This window comes from Pseudomonas paraversuta (assembly GCF_904067025.1).
Lineage (GTDB): Bacteria > Pseudomonadota > Gammaproteobacteria > Pseudomonadales > Pseudomonadaceae > Aquipseudomonas > Aquipseudomonas paraversuta.
The window spans coordinates 2,895,576-2,920,758 of the sequence record NZ_CAJFDA010000001.1 but is presented as its reverse complement, the minus strand read 5'-3'; the positions used below and the strand labels follow the sequence as shown (position 1 = coordinate 2,920,758).

Here is a 25,183-nt window from a genome sequence, read left to right as displayed (position 1 = left end):
TGCTAAAATGCGCCGCCTTATCTGTCCGTAGGCTGAACTGTGCCATTTACCTGGGTTGACTGGGCGATCGTTGCAATTATCGCCATCTCCGCTTTGATCAGCTTGAAGCGCGGCTTCGTTAAAGAGGCCCTGTCGCTGTGCACCTGGATCATTGCCGGGGTCGTCGCCTGGATGTTCGGCGGTTCACTGTCTCAATACCTCACCGGTTATATCGAAACACCTTCCGCCCGCGTTATCGTTGGGTGCACCATCATGTTTGTCGCCACCTTGCTGGTAGGCGCAATGATCAATTTTCTTATCGGCGAACTGATTCGCGTCACCGGACTGTCCGGGACCGATCGTTTTCTTGGCATGGCCTTCGGCGCTGCGCGTGGCGCGTTGCTGGTGGTTGTGGCGGTCGGGCTGTTAAGCCTGGGGCCGGTACAGCAAGACTCATGGTGGCAGGGGTCAAGGCTCGTGCCACAATTTCTATTGGTTGCCGATTGGTCGAAAAATCTCATTTTGGGGTGGAGTAGCCAGTGGTTGGCCAGCGGTATCAGCGTTCCTGCTGATATTCCGTTCAAGGAGCATCTCTTGCCGGCCAATCTGGCCAGGTAAGCGGTGTTCAGTTCAGATCCATTAAGTAGGGGTTGCGTCGCATGTGTGGCATCGTCGGTATCGTCGGTAAGTCGAACGTCAATCAGGCGCTGTATGACGCGCTAACCGTCCTCCAGCACCGCGGCCAGGATGCTGCCGGTATTGTGACCAGTCATGAAGGCCGGTTATTCCTGCGCAAGGACAACGGGCTGGTTCGCGATGTATTTCATCAGCGACACATGCAGCGTCTGGTCGGGCACATGGGCATTGGCCATGTGCGCTATCCAACTGCAGGCAGCTCGACTTCAGCTGAAGCCCAGCCGTTTTATGTCAACTCGCCATACGGCATTACCCTGGCGCATAACGGCAACCTGACCAACGTTGAACAACTGGCCAAGGAGATTTACGAATCTGACCTGCGCCACGTCAACACCAATTCCGATTCGGAAGTGCTGCTTAACGTATTTGCCCATGAGCTGGCTCAGCGTGGCAAATTGCAGCCAACCGAAGAAGACGTGTTTGCAGCGGTCACAGACGTACACAACCGCTGCCGCGGTGGTTACGCCGTGGTTGCGATGATTACCGGCTACGGTATCGTCGGTTTCCGTGATCCGAATGCCATTCGTCCTATCGTCTTCGGTCAGCGTCATACCGACGAAGGCGTCGAGTACATGATCGCTTCCGAAAGCGTGTCCCTGGACGTGCTGGGCTTCACCCTGATCCGTGACCTGGCGCCGGGCGAAGCGGTTTACATCACCAATGACGGCCAGCTGCACACCCGTCAGTGTGCTGTTAACCCGCAACTGACTCCGTGCATCTTCGAGCACGTGTACCTGGCGCGTCCCGATTCGATCATCGATGGCATTTCGGTATACAAGGCCCGTCTGCGCATGGGCGAGAAGCTCGCCGAGAAGATCCTGCGCGAGCGCCCGGATCACGATATCGATGTGGTCATCCCGATTCCGGACACCAGCCGCTGCGCTGCGCTGGAACTGGCTAACCACCTGGGCGTCAAGTTCCGCGAAGGTTTCGTCAAGAACCGTTACATCGGCCGTACCTTCATCATGCCGGGCCAGGCTGCGCGTAAAAAGTCCGTGCGCCAGAAGCTCAACGCCATCGAACTTGAGTTCCGCGGCAAGAACGTGATGCTGGTGGATGACTCGATCGTGCGCGGTACCACCTGCAAGCAGATCATTCAGATGGCCCGCGAAGCCGGCGCGAAAAATGTTTACTTCTGCTCGGCAGCTCCGGCTGTGCGCTACCCGAACGTGTATGGCATCGACATGCCAAGCGCTCACGAACTGATCGCGCACAATCGCAGCACCCAGGAAGTGGCCGAGCTGATCGGCGCCGACTGGCTGATCTATCAGGACCTGCCTGACCTGATCGAAGCGGTGGGTGGTGGCAAAATCAAGATCGACAAGTTTGATTGCGCAGTGTTCGACGGCAAGTACGTCACTGGCGATATCGATGACAACTATCTGGAAAGAATCGAGCGTGCGCGCAACGATGCTTCCAAGGTGGTTGCTCAAGGTGTCGGTGCAACGATAGGCTTGTACAACAACTAAGTGTTCACCAAACCGGCCCTGATGGGCCGGTTTGCGTTTCTCCAATACAAAGCAAATACACAGCAAGGAGTGGGCAGCATGAGTCAGGATTGGGATGCGGGACGGCTGGATAGCGACCTCGAGGGCGTAGCGTTCGATACCTTGGCTGTGCGTGCTGGCCAGCACCGTACGCCGGAAGGCGAGCACGGTGATGCGATGTTCCTGACTTCCAGCTACGTGTTCCGCACCGCCGCAGATGCAGCAGCCAGGTTCTCGGGCGAGGTGGCGGGCAACGTCTATTCGCGTTACACCAACCCCACGGTGCGAGCATTCGAAGAGCGCATGGCGGCCCTCGAAGGGGCGGAGCAGGCCGTGGCGACAGCGACCGGCATGGCGGCAATTCTGTCAGTGGTCATGAGTCTGTGCAGTGCCGGCGATCATATTCTGGTCTCGCGCAGCGTGTTCGGCTCAACCATCAGCCTGTTCGAGAAATACTTCAAACGCTTCGGCGTGCAGGTCGACTATGTACCGCTGGCTGAACTGGCTGGCTGGGACGCGGCGATCAAGCCCAACACCCGATTGCTGTTTGTTGAGTCGCCTTCCAATCCGCTGGCCGAGCTGGTGGATATTGCGGCTCTGGCAGAGATTGCCCACGCCAAGGGCGCGATGCTGGTGGTCGACAACTGCTTCTGCACGCCTGCCTTGCAGCAGCCGCTCAAGCTGGGTGCCGACATTGTTGTGCATTCGGCCACCAAATTCATCGACGGCCAGGGTCGTTGCATGGGCGGGGTGGTTGCCGGTCGCAGTGAGCAGATGAAAGAAGTCGTAGGCTTCCTGCGTACTGCAGGGCCGACCCTGAGCCCGTTCAACGCCTGGATTTTCCTCAAGGGGCTGGAAACCTTGAATCTGCGCATGCGTGCCCACTGTGCCAGTGCCCAGGCCCTGGCTGAGTGGCTGGAGCAGCAGGACGGGATTGAGAAGGTCCACTATGCCGGTCTCAAAAGCCACCCGCAGCATGCCTTGGCCCAGCGTCAGCAGCGCGGTTTTGGCGCGGTGGTGAGTTTTGAAGTCCGGGGCGGCAAAGAGGGCGCATGGCGCTTTATCGATGCCACGCGCCTGATTTCAATCACCGCCAACCTGGGGGACAGCAAGACCACCATCACCCATCCGTCCACCACCTCCCATGGCCGGTTGGCGCCGCAGGAACGTGCAGCTGCCGGCATTCAGGACAGTCTGATCCGCATCGCCGTGGGCCTGGAAGATGTCACCGACCTGCAAGCAGATCTGGCGCGAGGCCTGGCCGCACTGTGAACGATATGATCCTTGAGGTACCTGTTGCCGGTAATGGGCGTGTGGCGCTGGTAACCGGCGCTGCGCGGGGCATTGGCCTGGGGATCGCCGCGTGGCTGGTCAGTGAAGGCTGGCAGGTAGTGCTGACCGACATCGACCGTGCACGGGGCTCTAAAGTGGCCCGGGTGCTGGGTGAAAATGCCTGGTTCGTGACCATGGATGTGTCGGTCGAGGCCGATGTCATCGGTTGCGTGGCCCAGGTATTGGGGCAGTTTGGACGTCTGGACGCGCTGGTGAGCAACGCGGCAATTGCCGACCCGCACAACATGACCCTGGAAAGCCTCGATCTGGAGCACTGGAACCGTGTACTGGCGGTCAACCTCACCGGTCCCATGCTCCTGGCCAAACACTGCGCGCCTTACTTGCGTGCGCATTGTGGCTCGATCGTTAATCTGGCTTCCACCCGTGCCCGTCAATCCGAGCCCGATACCGAGGCTTACGTGGCGAGCAAGGGCGGTTTGCTGGCATTGACCCATGCGCTGGCCATCAGCCTCGGGCCGGAGATCAGGGTCAACGCGGTCAGCCCGGGCTGGATTGACGCCCGGGACCCCTCTGTGAGGCGTGCGCAGCCGCTCACCGATACGGATCACGCCCAGCACCCGGCAGGGCGTGCAGGCACCGTGGAAGACGTTGCGTCCATGGTTGCGTGGCTGCTGTCGCGCAATGCCGGATTTGTGACGGGGCAGGAGTTTGTGGTCGACGGCGGCATGAGCAAGAAAATGGTTTACGGGGAATAAAGCAGTCCGCGGGAGCGAGGTTCGGGTTTTTTGCTTATTTTGAAAAAAACTCAACCTTGTCCTTGACTTAGGTTCAATACCTGCGTAAATTTCGCGGCCTCAACGAAGCAAAGGGTGATTAGCTCAGCTGGGAGAGCATCTGCCTTACAAGCAGAGGGTCGGCGGTTCGATCCCGTCATCACCCACCACTTCTTGAGTTTCTCGAAAGAGAAAGGTGGTTCTGAAAAGAACAACCAACCGACGCGCAGCGGTAGTTCAGTCGGTTAGAATACCGGCCTGTCACGCCGGGGGTCGCGGGTTCGAGTCCCGTCCGCTGCGCCATATTTGTACAGGTCAGGTTTTCCTGGCTTGGGCTTGAAAAGCACCGAAGCTTTTCAGTCACAGGTTTTAAAAGTTTCAAACGGACGCAAGTCCGAGCGATACGCAGCGGTAGTTCAGTCGGTTAGAATACCGGCCTGTCACGCCGGGGGTCGCGGGTTCGAGTCCCGTCCGCTGCGCCATATTTGCTCCAGAGCCCTTGAACTCTCTGGAGCTACAAAGAAAGCGACCTTAGGGTCGCTTTTTTTGTGCCCGGATTTCTTCATGACCTTGCGTGCTCCGCAGTCGCTGCCGAAGGCTGCGAAGGGCGGTGAAGCGACCCCTTGCATGTCTGAATGACAAGGGAAGGCCCTGCGGCTCTGGGCGCAGCCTTTGGCAGCGACTACAGGTTTGGGCGGTTTCAGCCTTGCTGCGCAAATGTGATCGAATCAAACTGCGCGCAAAAAATGCCAACTGATGCACAATACGCCCCGTCACCGTTCTCTTCAGGATCTTTAATGCTTAAGTCATTCCCCTTGCGCGCTTTGGTTGCCGTCCTTTTGCTGGCCGGACTCGCAGGTTGCTCGTCGAAGAAAACAGCCATCTACGAGCATGAGAACTTCGATGATTCGGGAACGTTTTCGCGTAATTATCCGGTGACCGATAAAGCCTCGTGCGAAGCTGCACGACGCGCCTTGCTCAGCCAGGGCTACATCATCACCAGTAACGATGCAAAAATGATCAGTGGCCACAAGAGCTTCCAGCAAACCGGCGAGAGCCATCTGGAGATCAGCTTTAACGTGGTCTGCGCAGACGACGGCGGCTCGGAGCATCACGCCACCATGTTTGCCAACGCCCTGCAGGATCGTTACGCACTGAAGAAGGTCAACAACTCGGCCAGCCTCGGGGTGGGGGTGCTGGGTTCGGTGTCGATGCCGATTGGCTCCTCCGATGACTCGATGGTGAAAGTGGCCAGCGAAACCGTGTCTTCGCCCCAGTTCTATGATCGCTTTTTCGCGCTGGTGGAAGTGTTCCTGCCCAAGGAAGTGAAAAAGGCTGCGCATATTCCGGAAAAGCCCAAGACCGATCTGGGTGTACCTGAAGTTGTCCCGGCCAAGGTCGAGGCGGCCCCCAAGCCGGCTGCGCCAGTCGAGGTGCCTGCGGCTGCCGAGCCTGCCAGCTTGCAACCGCCAGTGGAGAGCGCCCCGGTGCTGCCGGCAGAAGTCGTGCCTGCTCCGGCGCCGGTCGAACCGCCAGCCACACCGCCGGCCACACCTTCGGCGCCTGAAAAAGCCGCCGCACCCGCAGTGCCTGCGCCGGAACCGGCGATCACCCCTCTACCCGTTGTGCCAGAGGCGCTGCCGGCACAATAAGCGTGCAGTAATTTCCATGAACTCTGCTACGTTTAAAAAGTCAGTGAAGTCGAGTGCTCGCAAGGTGTCATTTTTCCTTCATGGGAGCGCTTTAAACTCACTTTCAGCGCCCCTCAGGCATGACTTGAACCAATAGAACGAAAAGGGATGTGGCAATGGACGACTATCAGGAAGAGTTGCTTGAGTATCAGGCTTTTGAGCTGGACCCGCTGGAACCTGCGGACGACGCAACCGAGCTTTAGGCTCTGAACCGCCTCATGCAGTGTTGCGCTGGCGACGACGGAACTCTCCCGGAGTCTGCGCGTTCCAGCGCTTGAACGCCCTCTGAAAGGCCTCTGCCGAGGCAAACCCCAACAAGTAGGCAATCTCGCCAAAGGCCAGTTCCGTATCGCGGATATAGGTCATGGCGAGGTCACGCCGCGTATCGTTGAGAATCGCCCGGAACTGCGTGCCTTCTTCTGCCAGCTTGCGGCGTAAGGTCCAGGTTGGCAGCTTGAGACGTACCGCCACTTCCTCCAGGTCGGGTTCGCGCCCGCCATTGAGCAAAGGCCCCAGCATTTGCGTAATCCGCTCGCGCAGGCTGCGGGTTCGGGTCAATTGCTCCAGTTCGCGCTCGCACAGTTGCAGCAAGAATGCCCAGGTCGTGGGGCAGTGCTGCGGGTTACGCAGATCCAGACTGGCGTGGTTCAGCCGCAGCTGGTTGGTCTCGGCCCGAAAGCTCACCGAGGTATGGCTCAGGATGGCGTAGCGCTCGGCATACTCCGGCTCGCTGAACTCGATATCGATGTGCTCACCCAGCAAAGGCCGGGCCGCAACAGATGACAGCTGCTGCAGCCAGCCAGCAATGATCGAGTCCACCACAAACCGGTTGTAGGCGTTATACGGGCTGATGGAATAAAAGCGCAGCCAGGCGCCCTGAGCGTCTTCGTGCAGGCTCGACTGGCCGCGATAGTTGGAGGCATACAGGGCTTCAAAGCGAATCAGCGTGCGTGCCGCTTCCCGTACCGTGGGTGCCTGGGCTGCGGTTACACCGGCCAGACCGGTCTGGGGCAGCCTGCTCATCTGACCCATGCGCAAACCCAGGGCCGGGTCGCCGGTCAAGGCAATCGCGGCGTGCCCCAGGCGCATGTAGCGCGGGATCGACAGTCGCGCCAGCGGTTGCCCGAGGCGGGCCGGATCGAGTCCGTATTGAGCGAGTAAAGGCAGAGGGTCGTGGCCATAACTGCGCACCGCGTCGGCCAGGCATTCAACAAACCCGACTGAAAGATCCCCCAGACGCATCGGCAGCGGTTTCACAGGTTTACAGCCACAGGTTCAGCAAGCGGGCACCGCTGCCGGGCTGGTCCGGGCTGGTTTGCCCGTTACGGCTGACAAACCCCCAGCCGACGCTGTGCTTGTCCCAGAATTTGCCACGGGAGAACACCGTGATGCCGGCTTCGGCTGTACTGCTGGGGACGCTGCTGATCAGCGTCAGCCGGTGCCAGGCTTCGCCTTCGCTGACTTCTCCGGGCTTGAGGCTGATTTCACTGGGGCTCGTGACACTTTTAAAGCCGCCCCAGGGTTGATCCCAGGTGTTTTTACCAATCATGAACGCGGGGACAGCGATCAGTTGCGCCCCTTGCTCGTTCAATGTGCGGTAGTTCTCGGGATACCAGCTGTCGCTGCCGACCAGAATGCCCAGGCGACCGGCCGGTGTGTCGATCACGTTCAATTGGTGTTCAGGGCTTGGCTGGATATAGCTTTGTTCTTCGTAAGTGGGGAGTAACTGGCGTTGCGGCGTACCCAGAGGCATACCGTCCCGGCCAAACACAATGCTGCTGTTGTATAGCGGGCCTGAGCCGGGCAGCAGTTTGCCGTTCTCGATGCGTGGCTCGGGCAAGGCGATGCTGCCGGCCACCAGGGTCACCCCGTATTCTTTGGCCAGCCCGCCAAACAGGGTCTGGTAATCGCGGGCCATGCTCCTGGCTTTCATTCGCAGATGAGCATCGTTGGCCCGGCTGTCGCCCTCGGCGCGAAGCCAGGCACTCGCGAAGGCCAGCGGGTTGCTCCGTACCAGCCAGTCCATGGCCTGCGCAAGATTGGCCGCCTGATACAGCTCATTCTTTTCGCCGCGAAACACCAGCCAGGTGCCGATGTGTTCCGGCAGCACGACGATGGTCTTGTCGTTGAGCAGTCCGGCATCCCGGGCTTTGTCCAGATACGCCGCAAGCTTGAGGCGCACCAGATCCAGGCTTTGGTAGTCCCGGGGTGACAGGTCCGGCTCGATACCCAGCAGATTGCCACGGTCGTGGTTGACGCCGTCGTTGAGGGTCAGCTCGATGCGCAGGTCCGAGAGGTAGTGGCCCACCTCGCGTTGCTGGGCCCAGAACCAGTAGCCGGCGGTAGCGGCGATGAGGGTGACGATTAAGGTGCAGGCAAATAATTTACGCATTGGAAATAGAGCAACAGCCTTGGGCGGGATTCGGCAACTAGGGTAGGGTGCTGGTCCCGGCTTGCCAAGGGGGGCTGCGCATTTAGGTTAGCAATTTGTCACTTTGAGTCATTGAGTGACCCCGCAGGTATCTTTACTGTGGCTGGCATAAACGACGGGAGCCACAGAGCATCCCGCGTTCCGTGATTTATCCTGTTGTGGAGCTCGCCGATGACTGCCTCTCACTACCCGCATTTGATGGCCCCGCTGGATCTGGGGTTTACCACCTTGCGCAACCGCAGCCTGATGGGCTCCATGCACACTGGTCTTGAAGAAAAACCCGGTGGCTTTGAGCGCATGGCGGCCTATTTTGCCGAGCGTGCCAAAGGCGGGGTCGGCTTGATGGTCACGGGCGGCATTGCCCCCAACGACGAAGGCGGCGTGTACAGTGGCGCGGCCAAGCTGAGTACCGCCGAAGAGGCAGAAAAGCATTTGGTGGTGACCCGGGCGGTGCACGATGCGGGCGGCAAGATCTGCCTGCAGATCCTCCATGCCGGGCGTTATGCCTACAGCCCCCGTCAGGTGGCTCCGAGCGCAATCAAGGCGCCGATCAACCCGTTCACCCCCAAAGAACTGGATGAACAAGGCATCGAGAAGCAGATCAGCGACTTCGTGACCTGCGCCAGGCTGGCTCAAAGCGCCAACTATGACGGCGTTGAAATCATGGGTTCCGAAGGCTACTTCATCAACCAGTTCCTCGCCGCGCACACCAACCATCGCACCGACCGCTGGGGCGGTTGCTATGAAAACCGCATGCGTTTGGCGGTGGAAATCGTGCGCCGGGTGCGCGAAGCGGTGGGGCCGAACTTCATCATTATCTATCGCCTGTCGATGCTCGATCTGGTTGCTGAAGGCAGTGTCTGGTCCGAGATCGTGCAACTGGCCAAGGCCGTCGAACAGGCCGGTGCGACCCTGATCAACACCGGAATTGGCTGGCACGAAGCGCGCATTCCGACCATTGCCACCAAAGTGCCCCGTGGTGCCTTCAGCAAAGTGACCGCCAAATTGCGTGGCTCGGTCAACGTGCCGCTGATTACCACCAACCGCATCAACACGCCGGAAATTGCCGAACAGATTCTGGCTGACGGCGACGCCGACATCGTGTCCATGGCGCGACCGTTCCTCGCCGACCCCGAGTTCGTCAACAAGGCTGCTGCTGGCCGCAGCGATGAAATCAACACCTGCATCGGCTGCAACCAGGCGTGCCTGGACCACACCTTTGGCGGCAAGCTCACCAGCTGCCTGGTCAACCCCCGAGCCTGTCACGAAACCGAGCTCAACTACCTGCCAACCATTGCGGTGAAGAAAATCGCCGTGGTCGGTGCCGGGCCTGCGGGGCTTTCGGCAGCGACCGTGGCTGCCGAGCGCGGGCATCAAGTGACACTGTTCGATTCGGCCAGCGAGATTGGTGGCCAGTTCAACGTGGCCAAGCGTGTACCGGGCAAGGAAGAATTCTTCGAAACCCTGCGCTACTTCGGTCGCAAGCTGCAAACCACCGGGGTTGAGGTTTGCCTGAACACCCGTGTCGACGTAGCGCAATTACTGGCAGGCGGTTTTGACGAAATCATACTGGCTACCGGGATTGCTCCGCGCACCCCGGCCATACCGGGCATCGACAACCCCAAGGTACTGAGCTACCTGGATGTGATTCTTCAGCGCAAGCCGGTGGGCGCCAGGGTTGCCGTGATCGGTGCCGGTGGCATTGGTTTTGACGTGTCCGAGTTCCTGGTGCAACAAGGGGTTGCCACCAGTCTGGATCGCGAAGCGTTCTGGAAAGAGTGGGGCATCGATACCCGGCTGGAGGCCCGGGGCGGCGTTGCGGGGATCAAGCCCGAGGTGCATGCCCCGGCGCGTCAGGTGTTCCTGCTGCAACGCAAGGCGAGCAAAGTGGGCGATGGTCTGGGCAAGACCACCGGCTGGATTCATCGCACCGGTCTGAAGAACAAACAGGTGCAAATGCTCAACAGCGTTGAATACCTGAGCATCGACAACGACGGTTTGCATATCCGGATTGGCGAAGGCGAGCCCCAAGTGCTGCCGGTGGACAACATCGTCATCTGCGCCGGTCAGGACCCGTTACGCGAGCTGCAGGACGGCCTGATTGCCGCCGGGCAGAACGTGCATTTGATTGGTGGTGCCGACGTCGCGGCCGAGCTGGATGCCAAGCGCGCCATCAACCAGGGCTCGCGTCTGGCCGCACAGCTGTAGGGTAGGAGCGGGTTCACTTTATGTGCTGTCAGCTGGCTTGCTCGCGAGCGTTGCAACGCACAGGGCTCGCGTCTGGCCGCACAGCTGTAGGGTAGGAGCGAGCTTGCCTCGCGATGACATCGCTGCGGTGCATCTGAATGAGCGGGTCGTCGGTATCGCGAGGCAAGCTCGCTCCTACAGCGGGAGCGGGCCCACTTTATGTGCTGTCAGCTGGCTTGCTCGCGAGCGTTGCAACGCACAGGGCTCGCTCCCACAGAAGAACAGGCAATTGTCTGTCAGTGCACTATCTGTGCAAGAAAGGCTTTGGCCCGCGGGCTTTTCGGGGCGTTGAAGAAGTCTTCGGGCGGTGAATCTTCGATGATCATGCCGCCATCCAGAAACAGCACCCGCTCGGCCACCTGGCGGGCAAAGCCCATTTCGTGGGTGACACAGAGCATGGTCATGCCGCTGCCCGCCAGTTTGACCATCACATCCAGCACTTCGCTGACCATTTCCGGGTCCAGCGCCGAAGTCGGTTCATCAAACAACATGATTTTCGGCTCCATGCACAGTGCCCGGGCAATCGCCACGCGCTGCTGCTGGCCGCCCGACAGCTGGCTCGGGTATTTGTTGGCCTGAATGGCAATGCCCACCTTCTCCAGAAAGTGCTGCGCCAGTTCAACCGCCTTCTTGCGCGACAGGCCGCGCACCGACATCGGCGCCAGAATGCAGTTGTCCAGCACACTCATGTGCGGGAACAGGTTGAAGTGCTGGAACACCATGCCGATTTCGCTGCGCACCTGGGCGGCTTCGCGCGTGGCCTGGGACAGGTCGGTGCTGTTCACCAGAATCCGCCCTTGCTCGGCGATCTCCAGACGGTTGATGCAGCGGATCAGGGTCGACTTGCCCGAACCCGATGGCCCGCACAGTACGATCCGCTCGCCTTCGTGCACTTTAAGGTCGATGCCTTTGAGTACATGAAAGGCGCTGTAGTACTTGTTCAGACCGGCGATATCCACCACCACCTTGCGGGTGTCAGTGACTGGCGACACAGGATTATGAACGTAAGCAGGTTGAGCGTGCATGGTGCCTCTCCAGTGATCAGTTAAAGCGCTCGGCGCTGTAGGGCGTCGGGTCGGTGAACGGGGTCTGGCCGGTCATCATCTCTGCCAGCAGGCGGCCGCTGACCGGGCCCAGTGTCAGGCCGTGGTGGGCATGGCCAAAGTTGAACCACAAACCTTTATGCCGGCTGCCGGGACCAATCACCGGGCACATGTCCGGCAGGCAGGGGCGGCGGCCGAGCCAGGGTTCGGCGTCCACCCGCTGACCCAGCGGATACAGGCGTTGGGCACGCTCTTCGCAACGGCGTAGCTGGATTTCGTTGATCGGGTCATCACTGTCTGCAAATTCGATCCCTGTGGTCAGGCGAATACCACCCACCATGGGGGCCAGGACATAACCGCCCACCGAGTCGAGAATCGGATGCTGCATGGTATGACCGTCCTTGGCGGCGTAATGCATGTGGTAGCCGCGCTTGATCGCCAGGGGAATCCGGTAGCCCAACGGCTGGAAAATTTCCCGGGCTTGCGGTCCGAGTGCAATCACCACTTCATTGCCGATGATCAGGCCTTTGTGGCTCTCAACCTGCCATTGCCCGGCCGTTTGCCGCAGGCTGGTGGCATCGCCGGTCACAAAGGTGCCGCCGCGCTTGATAAAGAGTTCGGCATAGCCCCGGGTCAGGCCGCCCGGATCGCTGACGGTCTTGGGGTCGAGCCAGTGAATGCCACCGATCACATCGGTATGCAGGCCGGGTTCCAGCGCGTGCACCTGTTGCTGGTCCAGTACCCGATAGTTGAGCTTGAACTCGCTCAAATCGGCGGCATCACGCTGGGCCTTGGCGAAGTCGTCCGCGGTGCGGTAAACCTCGATCCAGCCGCTGTCCTGGATCAGATGACCCATGCCCGCCGGCTCGGCCAGCAGATCATGTTCGCTGACACATTGTTCAATCAGCGGCAGCATGGCCCGGGTGGCATGGGCCAGCCCCTTGCTGCCCGACTGCTGCCAGTATTTCATCAGCCACGGCCCGGCTTTGGGCAGGTGTCTGAGGCTGTAGCGCACGTCCGATTGCTGATTGAGGCCATAGCGCAGCAGGCGGGTGATTTCCCGCGGGAACGAGTAAGGGATAACACTGGCGCGCTCGATCAGCCCGGCGTTGCCATGACTGGTGCCGCTACCCGGTTGGGCGCGGTCGAGCAGCACCACGCTGCGCCCGCGTGCCTGGAGTTGCAACGCGGTACTGACGCCGACGATGCCGGCCCCCAGAACGATAGTGTCGCAATGCATAAACAAATCCTTGAGACGAGGGCCGTATTTGCAGCCCGAAAAATGGGTTTACTGCAAATGCCGTCCGAGACGGCCTTCGATGAATTTCAGGCTGCGGCGCACGATTTCCACGATCACCAGGTACAGCACGGCGGCCCAGAGATAGACCTGGAAGTCGAAACTGCGGGAGAACACCATCTTGGTGACCCCCATCAAGTCGTAAATGGTGACCAGCGAGGCGATGGCACTGGCCTTGATCATCAGGATCAATTCATTGCCCAGCGGGCCGATGGCCACCAGCAGCGATTGCGGCAGGATGATTTTGCGAAAGGTGGTCCAGCGCGACAGGTTCAATGCCTTGCTGGCTTCACGCTGGCCCTGGGCTACCGACAGAATGCTGCCGCGCAGAATCTCGGCCTGATAGGCCGCTGTGTTCAGGGTGAAGGCCAGCAGGGTGCAGAACCAGGCATCGCGGAAAAACCACCACAGGCCGACGTCTTGCCAGAAACCCTTGAACGATCCCAGGCCGTAATACAGCAGGAACAGCTGTGCCAGCAGCGGTGAACCGCGAAAGAAGTACACATAGGCGCCGGTAAAACTGCGCAGGAAGCGGTTGCCGGACAAGCGGCCCAGGGCAATCAGCAGGCCGAGCACCGCGCCCAGGGTGAAGGAAATCGCCACAAGCTTGGTGGTCACCAGCAGCCCGTCGATAAAGCGCGGGCCGTAGCGTTCCAGCAGCTCGGGGCTGAGAAACATGTTTTGCAGTTCCGCCAGGCTCATGGCTGCACGCTCCGTATATGGCGGTTGAAGTGGCGCTCAAGAAAGGCAAACAGACGCCCGGAAATCGCCGAGAAAAACAGGTAGATGAAGCAGGCCACGGTGTAAAACAGCATCGGGTCCTTGGTGACGCTGACCGCCAGGTTGGTCTGGCGCATCAGGTCCACCAGGGCGATGGTCGACACCAGGGACGTGTCCTTAAGCAGCGACAGCCAGTTGTTCGACAGGCCGGGCAGGGCGATGCGCGCCAGTTGTGGCAGCACCACTTTGCGAAAGGTGGTGAACTTCGACAGGCCCAGCGCCGAGGCCGCTTCGAATTGGCCCTTGGGAATGGTCTTGAATGCCCCTAGCCAGATCTCGCTGGAAAACGCGGCAAATACCAGGCTGAACGCAATCATCGCCGCGACGAAGGTATTGATCGTGAACTGTGCGTCGTAGCCCATCAGGGCGAGGATCTTTTGCGCGGCGATCTGGCAGCCGTAATAAATGATCAGCAGCGTCAGCAGTTCCGGCAGGCCACGGAATACCGTAGAGAAGGTTGTTGCCCAGGCCCGCATCCAGCGATTTTTGGAACGGGCCGCCACGGCCACGATCAGGCCCAGCGGTAAACCGATGGGCAGGCAGCTCAGGGCCAGGGCAATGGTGACCAGCGAGCCGGCAAGCAGCGCCGAGCCCCAGCCGCCACTGGCGAAGGAAAGAAGTGAGAGTTGATCGAGCATGCTCGAATCCCCGGGCAAAAAAAGGGCCGAAATTCAGCCGCCGCGCACGCCAGGTGCGCAGGGCCGGGTCATTGGCAGGGAGGCCCTCAACCGAGGGCGGGCGACTCAGTAAATGTCGAAGTCGAAGTACTTGCTGGAGATCTTTTTATAGGTGCCGTCGGCAACGATCTCGTCCAGCGCCTTGTTGAAGCGCTCACGCAGGGCGTTGTCTTCCTTGCGTACCGCAATCGAGGCATCGGCCATGGTGCCGTTGACGTCACCAATGATTTTGCAGCAGTCCTTGCCGGTTTTATTGACCCACTCCAGCAGCGGGAATTTGTCGGCAATCACCACATCGACCCGTTCGTTTTCCAGCTCGCTGTTGGCTTCATCCAGGGTTGGATACAGCTTCAGATCAGCCTTTTTGTAGTGCTCTTCGGCATAGATGCTTTGGGTGGCGGCGCTCTGGGCACCTACGGTTTTACCGGCGAAGTCGGACTGGGCATCGGTGATGTCAGAGTCCTTGGGCACGGCAATGGACAGCGGAGTGCGGTAGTAGTGATTGGTGAACGCGATCTTCTTTTTGCGCTCTTCGTTGACGATCATGGACGCGACAATGGCGTCGTATTTCTTCGCCATCAGGCCGGCGATGATCCCGTCCCAGTCCTGGGCCACGATGGTGCACTCGGCGCCCATGCGCTTGCACACTTCTTCGGTGATATCGACGTCAAAGCCGTGCAGCTTGTTGTCGGAGTCAACGTAGTTAAACGGAGGGTAGGCGCCTTCCGTGGCGATTGTCAGTTTGTCGGCCTGGGCGTTGGACGCGAAGGCGACAACCATTGCACATGCACTGGCAAAGCGAATGACGTGTTTCATCTAGCACCTCGTTTTATTGTTTTGATCCGGGTGAGGATGTGTAGCCCACGAACTCATTGTGTAAGGCCGCGGTAGCCTCAAGACGCTTCTCCACGTCCGGCCCCAGTTGTTTGCACACTTCGTTGATCAGCAGGTGCACCAGCGACAGCATGGCTGCGGTGGATTCCCAGAACAGATTGAATTCGGTCGGTACACGAAACACTTCGTCGGCGTTCTGCTCGGCCCAGTCGCAAAAAGTGTCGGTCACCAGGGTGACGGCAATGCCAGCCTCGCGCGCCTTGCGGCATAACAGTTGGGCGTGGCGCGAATAGCGCCGGGCCTCGAATACCACCAGGGCGCAGTCCTCGGGTGGGCACAGCAGCACGTCGGCGTAATGCCCGGCGGCGCCGTCCACCAGTTGCACGCCATCGCGCAGGTATTGCAGCAAATGCACCATGGACGCGGCGATCCCGCGTTCGGTCTGGAACCCGGCCACGAACACCTTGCGCCGGGTGGCCAGGCGCTGGCTTACGGCTTGCCATTGCGGGGTGAGGCTGTATTCGTAAACCTTGACCAGGGCGCCGACTTCCAGCTCAAAGCTGCGCGGTAACCCTTGGGGCCCCTGGCTCGATTGCTGGCGGAATTCCTGCAGACGATCACCCACCAGCCACGGGCCGTCGCCCAGGTCGTCCTTGAGATCGTTCTTCAGGTCTTTGAAATGGCTGTAGCCCAGCGCGCGGCAAAAGCGCCCGACACTGGACTCGCTGACACCCAGCCTGGCGGCAATGTCGGCAGCGGTCTGAAACGGCAGCTCGTAAAGATTGGCCAGCATATAACTGGCAATCGCCCGGCCCGAAGGGGCGGCGGTTGACAGACTGCTTTCTAGGCGTTGTTTAATCGACTGGCTCACGGCTGCTTTCCTGTTGTTGTTTCAGCGCGTTGCAGAAAGTGAATGTTTTCTGTCATTAAGTCAAGAATTGACAGATAACTGTCATCGCAGGATAGTTGGCCGAGCATAAAAATAACTAGATTGGAGCGCCAGAATGTCCCAGCCCGTTACCTCGTCCCAGGCTATGGAGTCGCTGAACCTCAGTGAACTGACCGCCTTGCTGCAACAGATCTTTGAGCGTCACGGCACCTCCCGGGCCGTGGCGCAGGTATTGGCAGACAACTGCGCCCGGGCTCAGCGCGATGGTTCCTACAGCCACGGGGTGTTCCGTATCCCGGGTTACCTGGCTTCCCTGGCAAGTAACTGGGTCGACGGCCAGGCCGTGCCGCAGGTTGAAGACGTGGCCTCGGGCTTTATCCGCGTCGATGCGGCCAACGGCTTTGCCCAGCCGGCGTTGGCAGCGGCGCGTGAATTGTTGGTGGAAAAGGCCCGCAGTGCCGGGATTGCAGTGCTGGCGATCCGCAACTCCCATCACTTTGCGGCGCTCTGGCCCGATGTCGAGCCGTTTGCCGAAGAAGGCCTGGTGGCATTGAGCGTGGTCAACAGCATGACCTGCGTGGTGCCCCATGGTGCGCAAAAGCCGCTGTTCGGTACCAACCCCATTGCCTTCGCCGCCCCCTGTGCCGGCGGCCACCCGATCGTCTTTGACCTGGCCACCAGTGCCATTGCCCACGGCGATGTACAAATTGCCGCGCGCAAGGACCACAGCCTGCCGGCCGGCATGGGGGTGGACAAGCATGGCGAGCCGACGCAAAACCCGAAAGAGATTCTGGACGGAGGTGCCTTGCTGCCCTTCGGCGGGCATAAAGGTTCGGCGCTGTCGATGATGGTCGAACTGCTGGCGGCAGCGTTGACCGGTGGCAACTTCTCGTTCGAGTTCGACTGGAAGCAACACCCCGGTGCGCAAACCCCCTGGACCGGACAACTGTTGATCGTCATCGACCCGACCAAGTCCGGCGGTAACAGCTTCGCCCAGCGCAGCGCAGAACTGGTGCGCCAGATGCATGCCGTGGGTCTTGAGCGTATGCCGGGTGACCGGCGCTTTATCGAGCGCGCCAAATCGGTGGGCGAAGGGATCCCGATGGCTGCCGAAGAACTGGCCAGATTGCGCGCACTGGCGCAGTAATACCCCGCACCCCCAAACCCCGTAGGAGCGAGCTCTTGGTCGTTACGACCCAAAAGCTCGCTCCTGCATCCTGCATATAGATACAGCTGACAAGCATCAACACCTCCCTTGCGCCACGGGCCTATGCTGCACAGGACTTCAAGCATAAGGAACTGGCCATGAATGCCCCTGCAACCACCCCGGAGCCTGTAACGGCGAAAGCAAAACTGCCCATAGGCCTGGTGATTGCGGTCCTGGTGATGATAGGTATTTTGCTGCTGCCATTGCCTGCCGATCTACCGGTTGCCGGCCACCGCATGCTGGCGATTCTGGCGTTTGCCGTGGTGGTGTGGATCACCGAGGCGGTGTCCTATGAAGCCAGCGCCATCATGATCACGTCGCTGATGGCGTTTCTGATTGGCATGGCGCCCACCCTGCAAGACCCGTCGCAGCTTTACGGCACTTCTGCCGGCATCACCATGGCCCTGACCGGTTTCTCCAATGCCGCGCTGGCGCTGGTGGCCGGTGCGCTGTTTATCGCGGCGGCCATGACCCATACCGGGCTGGACCGGCGTATTGCCCTGGTCACCCTGTCACGTATCGGTACCAGCACCCGACGCATCCTGCTGGGGGCGATTGCGGTCACCATCCTGCTCAGCCTGGTGGTACCCAGCGCCACGGCCCGCAGCGCTTGTGTGGTGCCGATCATGATGGGGGTGATCTTGGCGTTTGGCGTGGACAAGCGCTCGAATATCGCAGCAGGAATCATGATTGTGGTGGCCCAGGGCACCAGTATCTGGAACGTCGGGATTCAAACCGCAGCAGCGCAGAACCTGCTGACCGTGGGTTTTATGGACAAGATGCTGGGCGCGCGGGTGAACTGGCTCGACTGGCTGATTGCCGGGGCGCCCTGGGCCATCATCATGTCGGGGGTGTTGCTGTTTGTGGTGCTCAAGTTGCTGCCTCCCGAAAGCGACAGCATTCCCGGCGGCAAAGAAGCGGTCGAAAAGTCCCTGGCCGAACTGGGGCCGATGACCGGGCCACAGAAACGTCTGATGGCGGTCTCTGTGGCCTTGCTGCTGGCTTGGGCCACCGAAGGCAAGCTGCACAGTTTCGACACCACCTCGACCACCTACGCCGGGTTGGTGTTTTTGCTGTTGCCGCGTTTTGGAGTGATGACCTGGAAAGACGTGCAGTCGCGAATCCCCTGGGGCACGGTGATTGTATTCGGGGTCGGGATCAGTCTTGGTACCGCCTTGCTCACCACCCAGGCCGGGCAATGGCTGGGGGCGCAGGTGGTGAACCACACCGGGCTGGATCAAGTGGGACCGCTGGGGATCTTTGCGATTCTGGGGGCGTTCCTGATTTTGATTCACCTGGGGTTTGCCAGTGCGACTGCGTTGACCTCGGCCTTGCTGCCGATTCTGATTGCAGTGCTGCAAACCTTGCCGGGTGAATTCAACCGGTTGGGCATGACCATGCTTTTGGGCTTTGTGGTCAGCTACGGGTTTATCCTGCCGATCAACGCTCCGCAAAACATGGTGTGCCTGGGCACGCAAACCTTCACCGCCAAACAATTCGCCAAGGTCGGGCTGATCGTCACGGCGGTGGGTTATTTGCTGATGCTGCTGTTTGGCGCAACCTACTGGAGCTGGCTGGGCTGGATGTAAGCAGAAGCGAGCTCACCTGTAGGAGCGAGCTTGCTCGCGAGCTCTTCTTCGCGACGCCCAAAACATCGCGAGACAAGCTCGCTCCCCCAGGCCCGGGTTAGTTTCCGCCTTCGCTGCGTCCGCCGCTGCTGACTTCGGGCGGTACATCTTCGCCCGCTATGCGCTTGCGGAACAGCGAGGTGCGCGCCAGCAGCAAGGTGGTCACCGGTACGGTAATCGCCAGCAAAATCGGGATCAGCCAGGCGTGCAGCACTGGTGTCGATTTGAGTGCCGAGAAGTACAGGATCGACGCCAGTGCCACGCACCACGCACCCAGGGTCGAGGCCAGTGCCGGCGGGTGCATGCGCTGGAAAAAGTCTTTCAGGCGCAGCAGCCCGATAGCACCGCACAAGGCAAACAGGCTGCTCAGAACCAGCAGCACTGCCACCGGTATTTCGATCCAGAGCGATAACTCGCTGACTGAATTCATTCGATCACCTCGCCACGCAGCAGGAATTTGGCCAGTGCAAAAGAGCCGACAAAGCCGAACAGGGCAATCAGCAGTGCGCCCTCAAAGTAGGTGTCACTGGCATAACGGATACCCAGTACCAGCATCACCAGCATGGCGAGGATATACAGGTAGTCCAGCGCCAGAACCCGGTCCTGGGCCGACGGCCCCTTGAACAGCCGGATCACGGTCAGGACCATCGCCAGGCTGAACAGGAACAGGCTGGTGAGGATGGCATTGGAGAGCAGGGCACTCATTCAAAGATCTCCATCAGGGGGCGTTCGTAGGTGTCTTTGAAATGCCGGATAAACTGCGCTTCGTCATCCAGGTCGAACACATGCAGCAGCAGTACGCTGCGGTCCAGCGCCAGCTCCGACCAGATAGTGCCGGGCACCACGGTGGTAATCATCGACAAGGCGGCCAGGCCGTTGGCATCGCGCAGATCCAGGGGGATCTTGATGAAGCGTGAGCGGGGCGGTTTCTTGCCGGCCATGAGCACGCCCCGGGCGACTGCGATATTGGATGCCACCACATCGCGGCCCACCACAAAGAACAGCTTGATGACCACGCCGGGCCGGCGAATATGGATGGGCAGCGGCCGCAGGGGCGCGAACATCAACGGGGCCAGAAAGCCCAGCGCAGCACCAAGCAGCAGATTGCCGGCGCTCAATGACAGGTTGAGCACCAGCCACAGCAGCCACAGCGCAAGTGACAGCCAGGGAGCCGGAAACAGGCGCTTCATGGTTGTACCTCCTGTAGCGCCGCTTTGGCTTCGGGGCCGGGTACCGGGCGGGTGCCGATAACGGCCATCACATAGCGCTCGGGATTGTTCAGGGTGTCAGCGGCATCATGGGTATAACGCAATACGGGCTCGGCCTTGAACGTCAGGACCACACAGAGTCCGATCAACAACACGATGGGCAGGTATTCGAAGCGACGCAGCAGCGGCGACGGGCGCTCGATGGGTGTCCAGAAGCGCTGGATACCCATGCGCGCGAAGGCAATCAAAGAGGCCAGACCCGAGAAAATCAGCAGCGCAAACAGGCCCCAGGCAGCGGTCGAGACTGGAGCGTCAGCGGTGTTGCCCAGGCCCGCCGGGTTAAGCAGGGCATTGAGCAGGCCGAGCTTGCCGATGAACCCGGACAGCGGCGGCATGCCGATAATCAACAGGGCACAGGCGATAAAGCTCAGGCCCAGGAAGGCCATGGTCCAGGGAATGATTTGGCCGACCACGGCTTTTTGCTCGTCATCCAGATTGGTGCCCCGCGGCGGATTCAACGACTCCATCAGGGCGGGCAGTTGCCCGGCATCGTCCTCAAGCAGCATCTCGTTGGAGGAGCGCGAGCGTTCGATCAGCTCGGCCAGCAGGAACAAGGCGCACAAGGCAAGGGAGGAGCTGACCAGATAGAACAGCGCGGCAGCGGTCAGGTTGGGTTGGGCGAAACCCACGGCCGACAGCAGGATGCCCGCCGACACCAGAATGCTCAGGCTGGCCATCCGCTCAAGGCGTTGGGCGGCCAGTATGGCAATGGCAGCACAGACGATGGTCGCCATGCCGCCGTATATCAGCCAGTCACCGGCAAAGTAGGCCGACGCTCCGGCCTGACCGGAAAACAGCAGGGTCCACAAGCGCAGAACCGTGTAAATGCCGACTTTGGTCATGATCGCGAACAGGGCGGCGACCGGGGCACTGGCTGCCGAGTAGGCCGGAACCAGCCAGAAGTTCAGCGGCCACATGCCGGCCTTGGCCAGAAAGGCGATGGCCAGAATGGCGGCGCCGGCATGCAGCAAGCCGCGGTCTGCCTCGGGCACCAGCGGGATTTTCAGCGCCAGATCGGCCATGTTCAGGGTGCCGGTGACGCCATAAATCAATGCCGCACCGATCAGGAACAGGGATGACGCCAGCAGGTTGATCGAGATGTAGTGCAGGCCCGCAGACACCCGGGCCTTGCCGGAGCCGTGGAGCATCAGTCCGTAGGAGGCGGCCAGCAATACTTCGAAAAACACGAACAGGTTGAAGATGTCGGCGGTCAGGAAGGCACCGTACAGGCCCATCAGCTGGATCTGGAACAGTGCGTGAAAGCTGGCCCCGGCGCGGTCCCAGCGGGCCATGGCGAACAGCAGCGCGCAGCTGGCGATGATGCCGGTCAACACCAGCATCAGCGCCGACAGGCGATCAACCACCAGGGCGATCCCGAACGGTACTTGCCAGTTGCTGGGCAGGTACACGCCAATCGCTGACGGCAGCGGTTGCTGCTGGGTCCATAACAACAACAGCACGGAGATGCCCAGGCCCATAAAAGTCGAGATCAGGTTGATCCGGGCTTTGAGCGGGCGGCGTTTTTCTCCCAGCAACAGCATGCAGGCTGCGGTGAGCAGCGGTAACAGAATGGGCGCGACGATCAGATGCGGCATCAAATTCATTCTTTAGGCTCCCGGCCATCGACGTGGTCGGTACCGGTCAGGCCCCGGGAGGCCAGCAAGACCACCAGAAACAGGGCGGTCATGGCAAAGCTGATGACGATTGCGGTGAGTACCAGGGCCTGGGGCAACGGGTCTGTGTAGTTGAGCAGGTCCTGGGGCACACCGTCCTTGATCACCGGCTCCTTGCCGATAAACAGGCTGCCCATGCTGAAAATGAACAGGTTGACCCCGTACGACAGCAGGCACAGGCCCATGACCACCTGGAAGGTCCGCGGGCGCAGCACCAGCCAGGTTCCGGACGCGGCGAGTACGCCGATTGCGATAGCGATGACTTCTTCCATCAGGCAGCTCCCGTCCTGGGTTGAGTGGCGGGTTGAGAGGCAGGCTGATTGCTCGGGCGATGGGCCCGGACCGACTGGTGAGCCAGTGCCGTGAGGATCAGCAGCGTGGCGCCGACCACGACGGCATAAACGCCGATATCAAAGAACAGGGCGCTGGCGATATGGATGTCACCCAGCAGCGGCAAGCTGAAGTGTGCCGTGTGGGTGGTCAGGAACGGATAGCCCAGAGGAATTGCGCCGAGCCCGGTGAGGGTGGCGCACAACAGGCCGGTGCCCATCCAGCGCAGCGGCCGCAGGCTCATTTGCGCCTCGACCCACTGGGTGCCAGCCACCATGTATTGCAAGATGAACGCCACGGACATCACCAGGCCGGCAACAAAGCCGCCGCCCGGCTGATTGTGGCCGCGCATGAACAGATACATCGACACCACGAAGGCAATCGGCAACAGCAGGCGCACCAGCACCGCGGGCACCATCATGAAGCCCAGGGCGGTGTCGCTGGCACTGCGCGGGTTGACCAGATCGGTCATTACGTCCTTGGCCAGCAGACGCTGCTGGGAAGGCAGCTGCATGCTCTCTTTGGGCGGGCGGAAGCGACGCAGCAGGGCAAAAACAGTGAGTGCCACGGCTGCCAGCACGGTGATTTCACCCAGGGTGTCGAAGCCCCGGAAATCCACCAGCATCACATTCACCACATTGCTTCCACCGCCATCCGGCAAAGCCCGGCTCAGGTAGAAAGACGACGTGTCGTTCGGGGTCTGGCGGGTGAGCATGGCGTAGGACAGCACGGCCATACCGCCGCCGACTGCGGCCGATAGCAGCAAGTCACGCAAACGGCGGATCTGCGCTTTGCGCAATGTCCCCGGTAGTGGCGAGACTTCTTCTATCCGCCGCGGCAACCAGCGCAACCCGAGCAGGATAAGGACCGTGGTGACCACTTCGACAACCAGCTGGGTCAGCGCCAGGTCAGGTGCGGAGAACCAGACAAAGGTCACACAGGTCATCAGGCCGCACACGCTGACCATGGTCAGGGCTGCCAGACGGTGGTATTTGGCTTGCCAGGCGGCGCCCAGGGCGCAGGCTATTGCCAGCAGCCAGAGGGTCACGAATACAGTCGACCCCGGTATTTTCGGCCGGTCGCCCCAGCTCAGGCCGCTGTAGAGCATCGGAATCAGGCCCGCGATCACGGCAGCCAGAATCAACACGAACAGCTGGGTTTGCAGGCGCTGAGTGCTGATGCGTCGCTCAATGCGGCGCGCCCAGCGCATGATCACCACCAGGCAGCGCTCGAAGAAACGCTTGCCATTGAAATACGTGATTAGCGGCGGCAGCGGATAACGGCCGAGTTTGAGCTGTTTACGCAGCACCACATACAGCAGGATGCCGCAGGACATTGCGATCAAGCTCATGATCATCGGTGCATTCAGGCCGTGCCAGATCGCCAGGCTGTATTCAGGCAGTTCGCCGCCCACCACCGGTTGCGCGGCAGCCGCCAGCAACGGGCCGACGGTTTGTGCCGGGAAGATCCCGACCATCAGACAGGTGAACACCAGCAGCTCCACCGGGGCCCGCATCCAGCGTGGCGGCTCGTGGGGAGTCAGGGGCAGGTCGGTGGGAGGCGGACCGAAAAACACATCAACGGTAAAGCGCAGGGCATAGGCCACGCTGAATGTACCGGCGATGGTTGCGATTACGGGCAGGGCAATCTCAACCCAGGCCGTGGAGTTGATGAACACGGTTTCGGCGAAGAACATCTCTTTGGACAGAAACCCGTTAAGCAGTGGTACACCTGCCATCGAGGCGCTGGCCACCATGGCCAGGGTCGCGGTATAGGGCATGAGTCTGAACAGGCCGCTGAGCTTGCGAATATCCCGAGTACCACTTTCGTGGTCGATGATGCCTGCCGCCATGAACAGCGACGCCTTGAAGGTCGCATGGTTGAGAATGTGGAACACCGCAGCGACCGCCGCCAGTGGGCTGTTGAGGCCCAGCAGCAGGGTAATCAGGCCAAGGTGGCTGATGGTTGAATAGGCCAGCAAGCCTTTAAGGTCGTTTTGAAACATCGCGCAGTAGGCGCCCAGCACCAGGGTGCAGGCCCCGGCGCCGCTGACAATCCAGAACCACTCTTCACTGCCCGACAGCGAGGGCCAGAGCCGGGCGAGCAGGAACACCCCGGCCTTGACCATGGTTGCCGAGTGCAGATAAGCCGAAACCGGAGTGGGTGCTGCCATCGCGTGGGGCAGCCAGAAGTGAAACGGGAATTGCGCACTTTTACTCAGGGCGCCGATCAGGATAAGCGGGAGCAGAACGGGATACAGGCTGTGGGCGCGAATCTTGTCGCCGGCGACCAGCACTGCATCCAGATCGTAGCTGCCGACGACATGGCCAAGCAGCATGACCCCCGCCAGCAAGCACAATCCGCCCGCACCGGTAACCATCAGCGCCATATAGGCGCCGCGTCGGGCATCTGAGCGGTGGTGCCAATATCCAATCAGCAAGAAAGAGAAGAGGCTGGTGAGCTCCCAGAAAAACACCATCTGGATCAGGTTGCCGGACACCACCAGGCCGAGCATGGCGCCCATGAACGCCAGGAAAAAAGCAAAGAAGCGCGGCACCGGGTCTTCGGGTGACATGTAATAACGGGCGTACAGCGACACCAGCGTGCCGATGCCCAGCACCAGAATCGAGAACAGCCAGGCGAAACCGTCCAGCCGCAGCACAAAATTCAGGCCGAGACTGGGCAGCCACATGAACTCTTCGCGAATCACCCCGCCATGGGCAATTTGCGGATAGAGCAGGGCTACTTGAATGGTACCGATCAGAGCAATCAGACCGGCCAGCAGTGATGCACTGTTACGTGCGTTGTGCGGCAAAACAGCCGCCAGACAGCTGCCGATAAATGGCAGAAGCAGTAGAACTATCAGGGACATAGGCTTCTAATCTGCAGGAGTTTGTGAGCGATCATACGTGGCGACTTGTATATCACCAACAAAGAAGCTGTAGATGAATCCTACAAAA

Annotated in this window: 22 protein-coding genes and 3 tRNA genes; 11 read left to right on the top strand and 14 right to left on the bottom strand. The window is 60.4% G+C overall.

Going from position 1 to position 25,183, the window contains the following annotated elements:
• Nucleotides 1–39 precede the first annotated feature (39 nt).
• From JQ848_RS13260 to JQ848_RS13225, 8 genes are all read left to right on the top strand, one after another.
• On the top strand, nt 40–597 hold the full coding sequence (locus JQ848_RS13260) for a CvpA family protein (RefSeq protein WP_003446140.1): 558 nt from the start codon (nt 40–42) through the stop codon (nt 595–597).
• 41 nt (nt 598–638) lie between these two features.
• Nucleotides 639–2,144 carry an amidophosphoribosyltransferase gene (gene purF, locus JQ848_RS13255; RefSeq protein WP_003446138.1) on the top strand — a complete coding sequence of 502 codons (1,506 nt, stop codon included), beginning with the start codon at nt 639–641 and terminating at the stop codon, nt 2,142–2,144.
• 78 nt (nt 2,145–2,222) lie between these two features.
• Complete coding sequence (locus tag JQ848_RS13250) at nt 2,223–3,434, top strand: O-succinylhomoserine sulfhydrylase (RefSeq protein ID WP_003446136.1); 1,212 nt, start codon at nt 2,223–2,225, stop codon at nt 3,432–3,434.
• A gap of 5 nt (nt 3,435–3,439) precedes the next feature.
• Complete coding sequence (locus JQ848_RS13245; protein WP_165439751.1) at nt 3,440–4,210, top strand: SDR family oxidoreductase; 771 nt, start codon at nt 3,440–3,442, stop codon at nt 4,208–4,210.
• Nucleotides 4,211–4,322: 112 nt separating this feature from the next.
• Nucleotides 4,323–4,398 (top strand) — tRNA-Val (locus JQ848_RS13240).
• A 56-nt stretch (nt 4,399–4,454) separates the two neighbouring features.
• Nucleotides 4,455–4,531: transfer RNA gene (locus JQ848_RS13235), tRNA-Asp, on the top strand.
• A gap of 102 nt (nt 4,532–4,633) precedes the next feature.
• Nucleotides 4,634–4,710 (top strand) — tRNA-Asp (locus JQ848_RS13230).
• A gap of 315 nt (nt 4,711–5,025) precedes the next feature.
• Nucleotides 5,026–5,880 (top strand): DUF2242 domain-containing protein, encoded by an 855-nt coding sequence (locus JQ848_RS13225; RefSeq protein ID WP_003446132.1) that lies wholly within the window; start codon nt 5,026–5,028, stop codon nt 5,878–5,880.
• Between the two features lie 255 nt (nt 5,881–6,135).
• On the opposite strand, the gene JQ848_RS13220 is transcribed toward JQ848_RS13225, so the two are convergent.
• Together JQ848_RS13220 and JQ848_RS13215 are read right to left on the bottom strand one after the other, a co-directional pair.
• Nucleotides 6,136–7,176 (bottom strand): AraC family transcriptional regulator, encoded by a 1,041-nt coding sequence (locus JQ848_RS13220; RefSeq protein WP_003446128.1) that lies wholly within the window; start codon nt 7,174–7,176, stop codon nt 6,136–6,138.
• Between the two features lie 4 nt (nt 7,177–7,180).
• On the bottom strand, nt 7,181–8,311 hold the full coding sequence (locus JQ848_RS13215) for a carbon-nitrogen hydrolase family protein (RefSeq protein WP_003446126.1): 1,131 nt from the start codon (nt 8,309–8,311) through the stop codon (nt 7,181–7,183).
• 210 nt (nt 8,312–8,521) lie between these two features.
• Here JQ848_RS13215 and JQ848_RS13210 point away from each other — a divergent pair, with 210 nt between their 5' ends.
• The gene (locus JQ848_RS13210) at nt 8,522–10,558 is read left to right on the top strand and encodes an NADPH-dependent 2,4-dienoyl-CoA reductase (protein WP_202210815.1); all 2,037 of its coding nucleotides are present in this window, start codon (nt 8,522–8,524) and stop codon (nt 10,556–10,558) included.
• A gap of 275 nt (nt 10,559–10,833) precedes the next feature.
• Here the strand turns inward: JQ848_RS13210 and JQ848_RS13205 are convergent, their stop codons facing one another.
• The 6 genes from JQ848_RS13205 to JQ848_RS13180 form a co-directional block, all read right to left on the bottom strand.
• Nucleotides 10,834–11,559: an amino acid ABC transporter ATP-binding protein gene (locus tag JQ848_RS13205; RefSeq protein WP_127196492.1), complete on the bottom strand. Its 726-nt coding sequence runs from the start codon at nt 11,557–11,559 to the stop codon at nt 10,834–10,836.
• A 79-nt stretch (nt 11,560–11,638) separates the two neighbouring features.
• A complete protein-coding gene (locus tag JQ848_RS13200; RefSeq protein ID WP_160627839.1) occupies nt 11,639–12,880 on the bottom strand; it encodes an NAD(P)/FAD-dependent oxidoreductase in 1,242 nt (413 codons plus the stop codon).
• 48 nt (nt 12,881–12,928) lie between these two features.
• Complete coding sequence (locus tag JQ848_RS13195) at nt 12,929–13,639, bottom strand: ABC transporter permease (RefSeq protein ID WP_003446120.1); 711 nt, start codon at nt 13,637–13,639, stop codon at nt 12,929–12,931.
• Nucleotides 13,636–14,355, bottom strand: a complete 720-nt coding sequence (locus JQ848_RS13190) for an ABC transporter permease (RefSeq protein ID WP_010656910.1) — start codon at nt 14,353–14,355, stop codon at nt 13,636–13,638. The genes JQ848_RS13195 and JQ848_RS13190 overlap by 4 nt, the downstream gene beginning before the upstream one ends.
• 105 nt (nt 14,356–14,460) lie before the next feature.
• On the bottom strand, nt 14,461–15,210 hold the full coding sequence (locus JQ848_RS13185) for a transporter substrate-binding domain-containing protein (RefSeq protein WP_003446117.1): 750 nt from the start codon (nt 15,208–15,210) through the stop codon (nt 14,461–14,463).
• A 13-nt stretch (nt 15,211–15,223) separates the two neighbouring features.
• On the bottom strand, nt 15,224–16,099 hold the full coding sequence (locus tag JQ848_RS13180; RefSeq protein WP_010656909.1) for a MurR/RpiR family transcriptional regulator: 876 nt from the start codon (nt 16,097–16,099) through the stop codon (nt 15,224–15,226).
• Between the two features lie 133 nt (nt 16,100–16,232).
• Between JQ848_RS13180 and JQ848_RS13175 the strand changes: the two genes are divergently transcribed.
• Nucleotides 16,233–17,264, top strand: a complete 1,032-nt coding sequence (locus tag JQ848_RS13175) for an Ldh family oxidoreductase (RefSeq protein ID WP_202210814.1) — start codon at nt 16,233–16,235, stop codon at nt 17,262–17,264.
• 158 nt (nt 17,265–17,422) lie between these two features.
• Entirely contained in the window at nt 17,423–18,913 is a 1,491-nt protein-coding gene (locus JQ848_RS13170; protein WP_127196449.1) for a DASS family sodium-coupled anion symporter, read from the top strand.
• A gap of 97 nt (nt 18,914–19,010) precedes the next feature.
• On the opposite strand, the gene JQ848_RS13165 is transcribed toward JQ848_RS13170, so the two are convergent.
• Genes JQ848_RS13165 through JQ848_RS13140 form a run of 6 tightly spaced genes read right to left on the bottom strand, consistent with a single transcriptional unit; the run spans nt 19,011 to nt 25,095 of the window.
• Entirely contained in the window at nt 19,011–19,382 is a 372-nt protein-coding gene (locus tag JQ848_RS13165) for a Na+/H+ antiporter subunit G (RefSeq protein WP_003446109.1), read from the bottom strand.
• A complete protein-coding gene (locus tag JQ848_RS13160) occupies nt 19,379–19,657 on the bottom strand; it encodes a K+/H+ antiporter subunit F (protein WP_003446108.1) in 279 nt (92 codons plus the stop codon). The genes JQ848_RS13165 and JQ848_RS13160 overlap by 4 nt, the downstream gene beginning before the upstream one ends.
• Nucleotides 19,654–20,142, bottom strand: coding sequence for a Na+/H+ antiporter subunit E (locus tag JQ848_RS13155; protein ID WP_003446107.1), 489 nt, complete (start codon nt 20,140–20,142; stop codon nt 19,654–19,656). The genes JQ848_RS13160 and JQ848_RS13155 overlap by 4 nt, the downstream gene beginning before the upstream one ends.
• Nucleotides 20,139–21,824, bottom strand: a complete 1,686-nt coding sequence (locus JQ848_RS13150) for a monovalent cation/H+ antiporter subunit D (RefSeq protein ID WP_003446105.1) — start codon at nt 21,822–21,824, stop codon at nt 20,139–20,141. The genes JQ848_RS13155 and JQ848_RS13150 overlap by 4 nt, the downstream gene beginning before the upstream one ends.
• On the bottom strand, nt 21,821–22,165 hold the full coding sequence (locus JQ848_RS13145; protein WP_003446102.1) for a Na+/H+ antiporter subunit C: 345 nt from the start codon (nt 22,163–22,165) through the stop codon (nt 21,821–21,823). The genes JQ848_RS13150 and JQ848_RS13145 overlap by 4 nt, the downstream gene beginning before the upstream one ends.
• Nucleotides 22,165–25,095, bottom strand: a complete 2,931-nt coding sequence (locus JQ848_RS13140) for a monovalent cation/H+ antiporter subunit A (RefSeq protein ID WP_127196450.1) — start codon at nt 25,093–25,095, stop codon at nt 22,165–22,167. Before JQ848_RS13140 ends, JQ848_RS13145 begins: the two co-directional genes overlap by 1 nt.
• Nucleotides 25,096–25,183 lie beyond the last annotated feature (88 nt).

Bases quoted from the DNA above. Each gene is read 5' to 3' on its own strand.
- purF (WP_003446138.1), top strand. From the start codon at position 639: ATGTGTGGCATCGTCGGTATCGTCGGTAAGTCGAACGTCAATCAGGCG.
- JQ848_RS13250 (WP_003446136.1), top strand. From the start codon at position 2,223: ATGAGTCAGGATTGGGATGCGGGACGGCTGGATAGCGACCTCGAGGGC.
- JQ848_RS13245 (WP_165439751.1), top strand. From the start codon at position 3,440: ATGATCCTTGAGGTACCTGTTGCCGGTAATGGGCGTGTGGCGCTGGTA.
- JQ848_RS13225 (WP_003446132.1), top strand. From the start codon at position 5,026: ATGCTTAAGTCATTCCCCTTGCGCGCTTTGGTTGCCGTCCTTTTGCTG.
- JQ848_RS13215 (WP_003446126.1), bottom strand. From the start codon at position 8,311: ATGCGTAAATTATTTGCCTGCACCTTAATCGTCACCCTCATCGCCGCT.
- JQ848_RS13210 (WP_202210815.1), top strand. From the start codon at position 8,522: ATGACTGCCTCTCACTACCCGCATTTGATGGCCCCGCTGGATCTGGGG.
- JQ848_RS13200 (WP_160627839.1), bottom strand. From the start codon at position 12,880: ATGCATTGCGACACTATCGTTCTGGGGGCCGGCATCGTCGGCGTCAGT.
- JQ848_RS13195 (WP_003446120.1), bottom strand. From the start codon at position 13,639: ATGAGCCTGGCGGAACTGCAAAACATGTTTCTCAGCCCCGAGCTGCTG.
- JQ848_RS13190 (WP_010656910.1), bottom strand. From the start codon at position 14,355: ATGCTCGATCAACTCTCACTTCTTTCCTTCGCCAGTGGCGGCTGGGGC.
- JQ848_RS13185 (WP_003446117.1), bottom strand. From the start codon at position 15,210: ATGAAACACGTCATTCGCTTTGCCAGTGCATGTGCAATGGTTGTCGCC.
- JQ848_RS13175 (WP_202210814.1), top strand. From the start codon at position 16,233: ATGTCCCAGCCCGTTACCTCGTCCCAGGCTATGGAGTCGCTGAACCTC.
- JQ848_RS13170 (WP_127196449.1), top strand. From the start codon at position 17,423: ATGAATGCCCCTGCAACCACCCCGGAGCCTGTAACGGCGAAAGCAAAA.
- JQ848_RS13165 (WP_003446109.1), bottom strand. From the start codon at position 19,382: ATGAATTCAGTCAGCGAGTTATCGCTCTGGATCGAAATACCGGTGGCA.
- JQ848_RS13160 (WP_003446108.1), bottom strand. From the start codon at position 19,657: ATGAGTGCCCTGCTCTCCAATGCCATCCTCACCAGCCTGTTCCTGTTC.
- JQ848_RS13155 (WP_003446107.1), bottom strand. From the start codon at position 20,142: ATGAAGCGCCTGTTTCCGGCTCCCTGGCTGTCACTTGCGCTGTGGCTG.
- JQ848_RS13150 (WP_003446105.1), bottom strand. From the start codon at position 21,824: ATGAATTTGATGCCGCATCTGATCGTCGCGCCCATTCTGTTACCGCTG.
- JQ848_RS13145 (WP_003446102.1), bottom strand. From the start codon at position 22,165: ATGGAAGAAGTCATCGCTATCGCAATCGGCGTACTCGCCGCGTCCGGA.
- JQ848_RS13140 (WP_127196450.1), bottom strand. From the start codon at position 25,095: ATGTCCCTGATAGTTCTACTGCTTCTGCCATTTATCGGCAGCTGTCTG.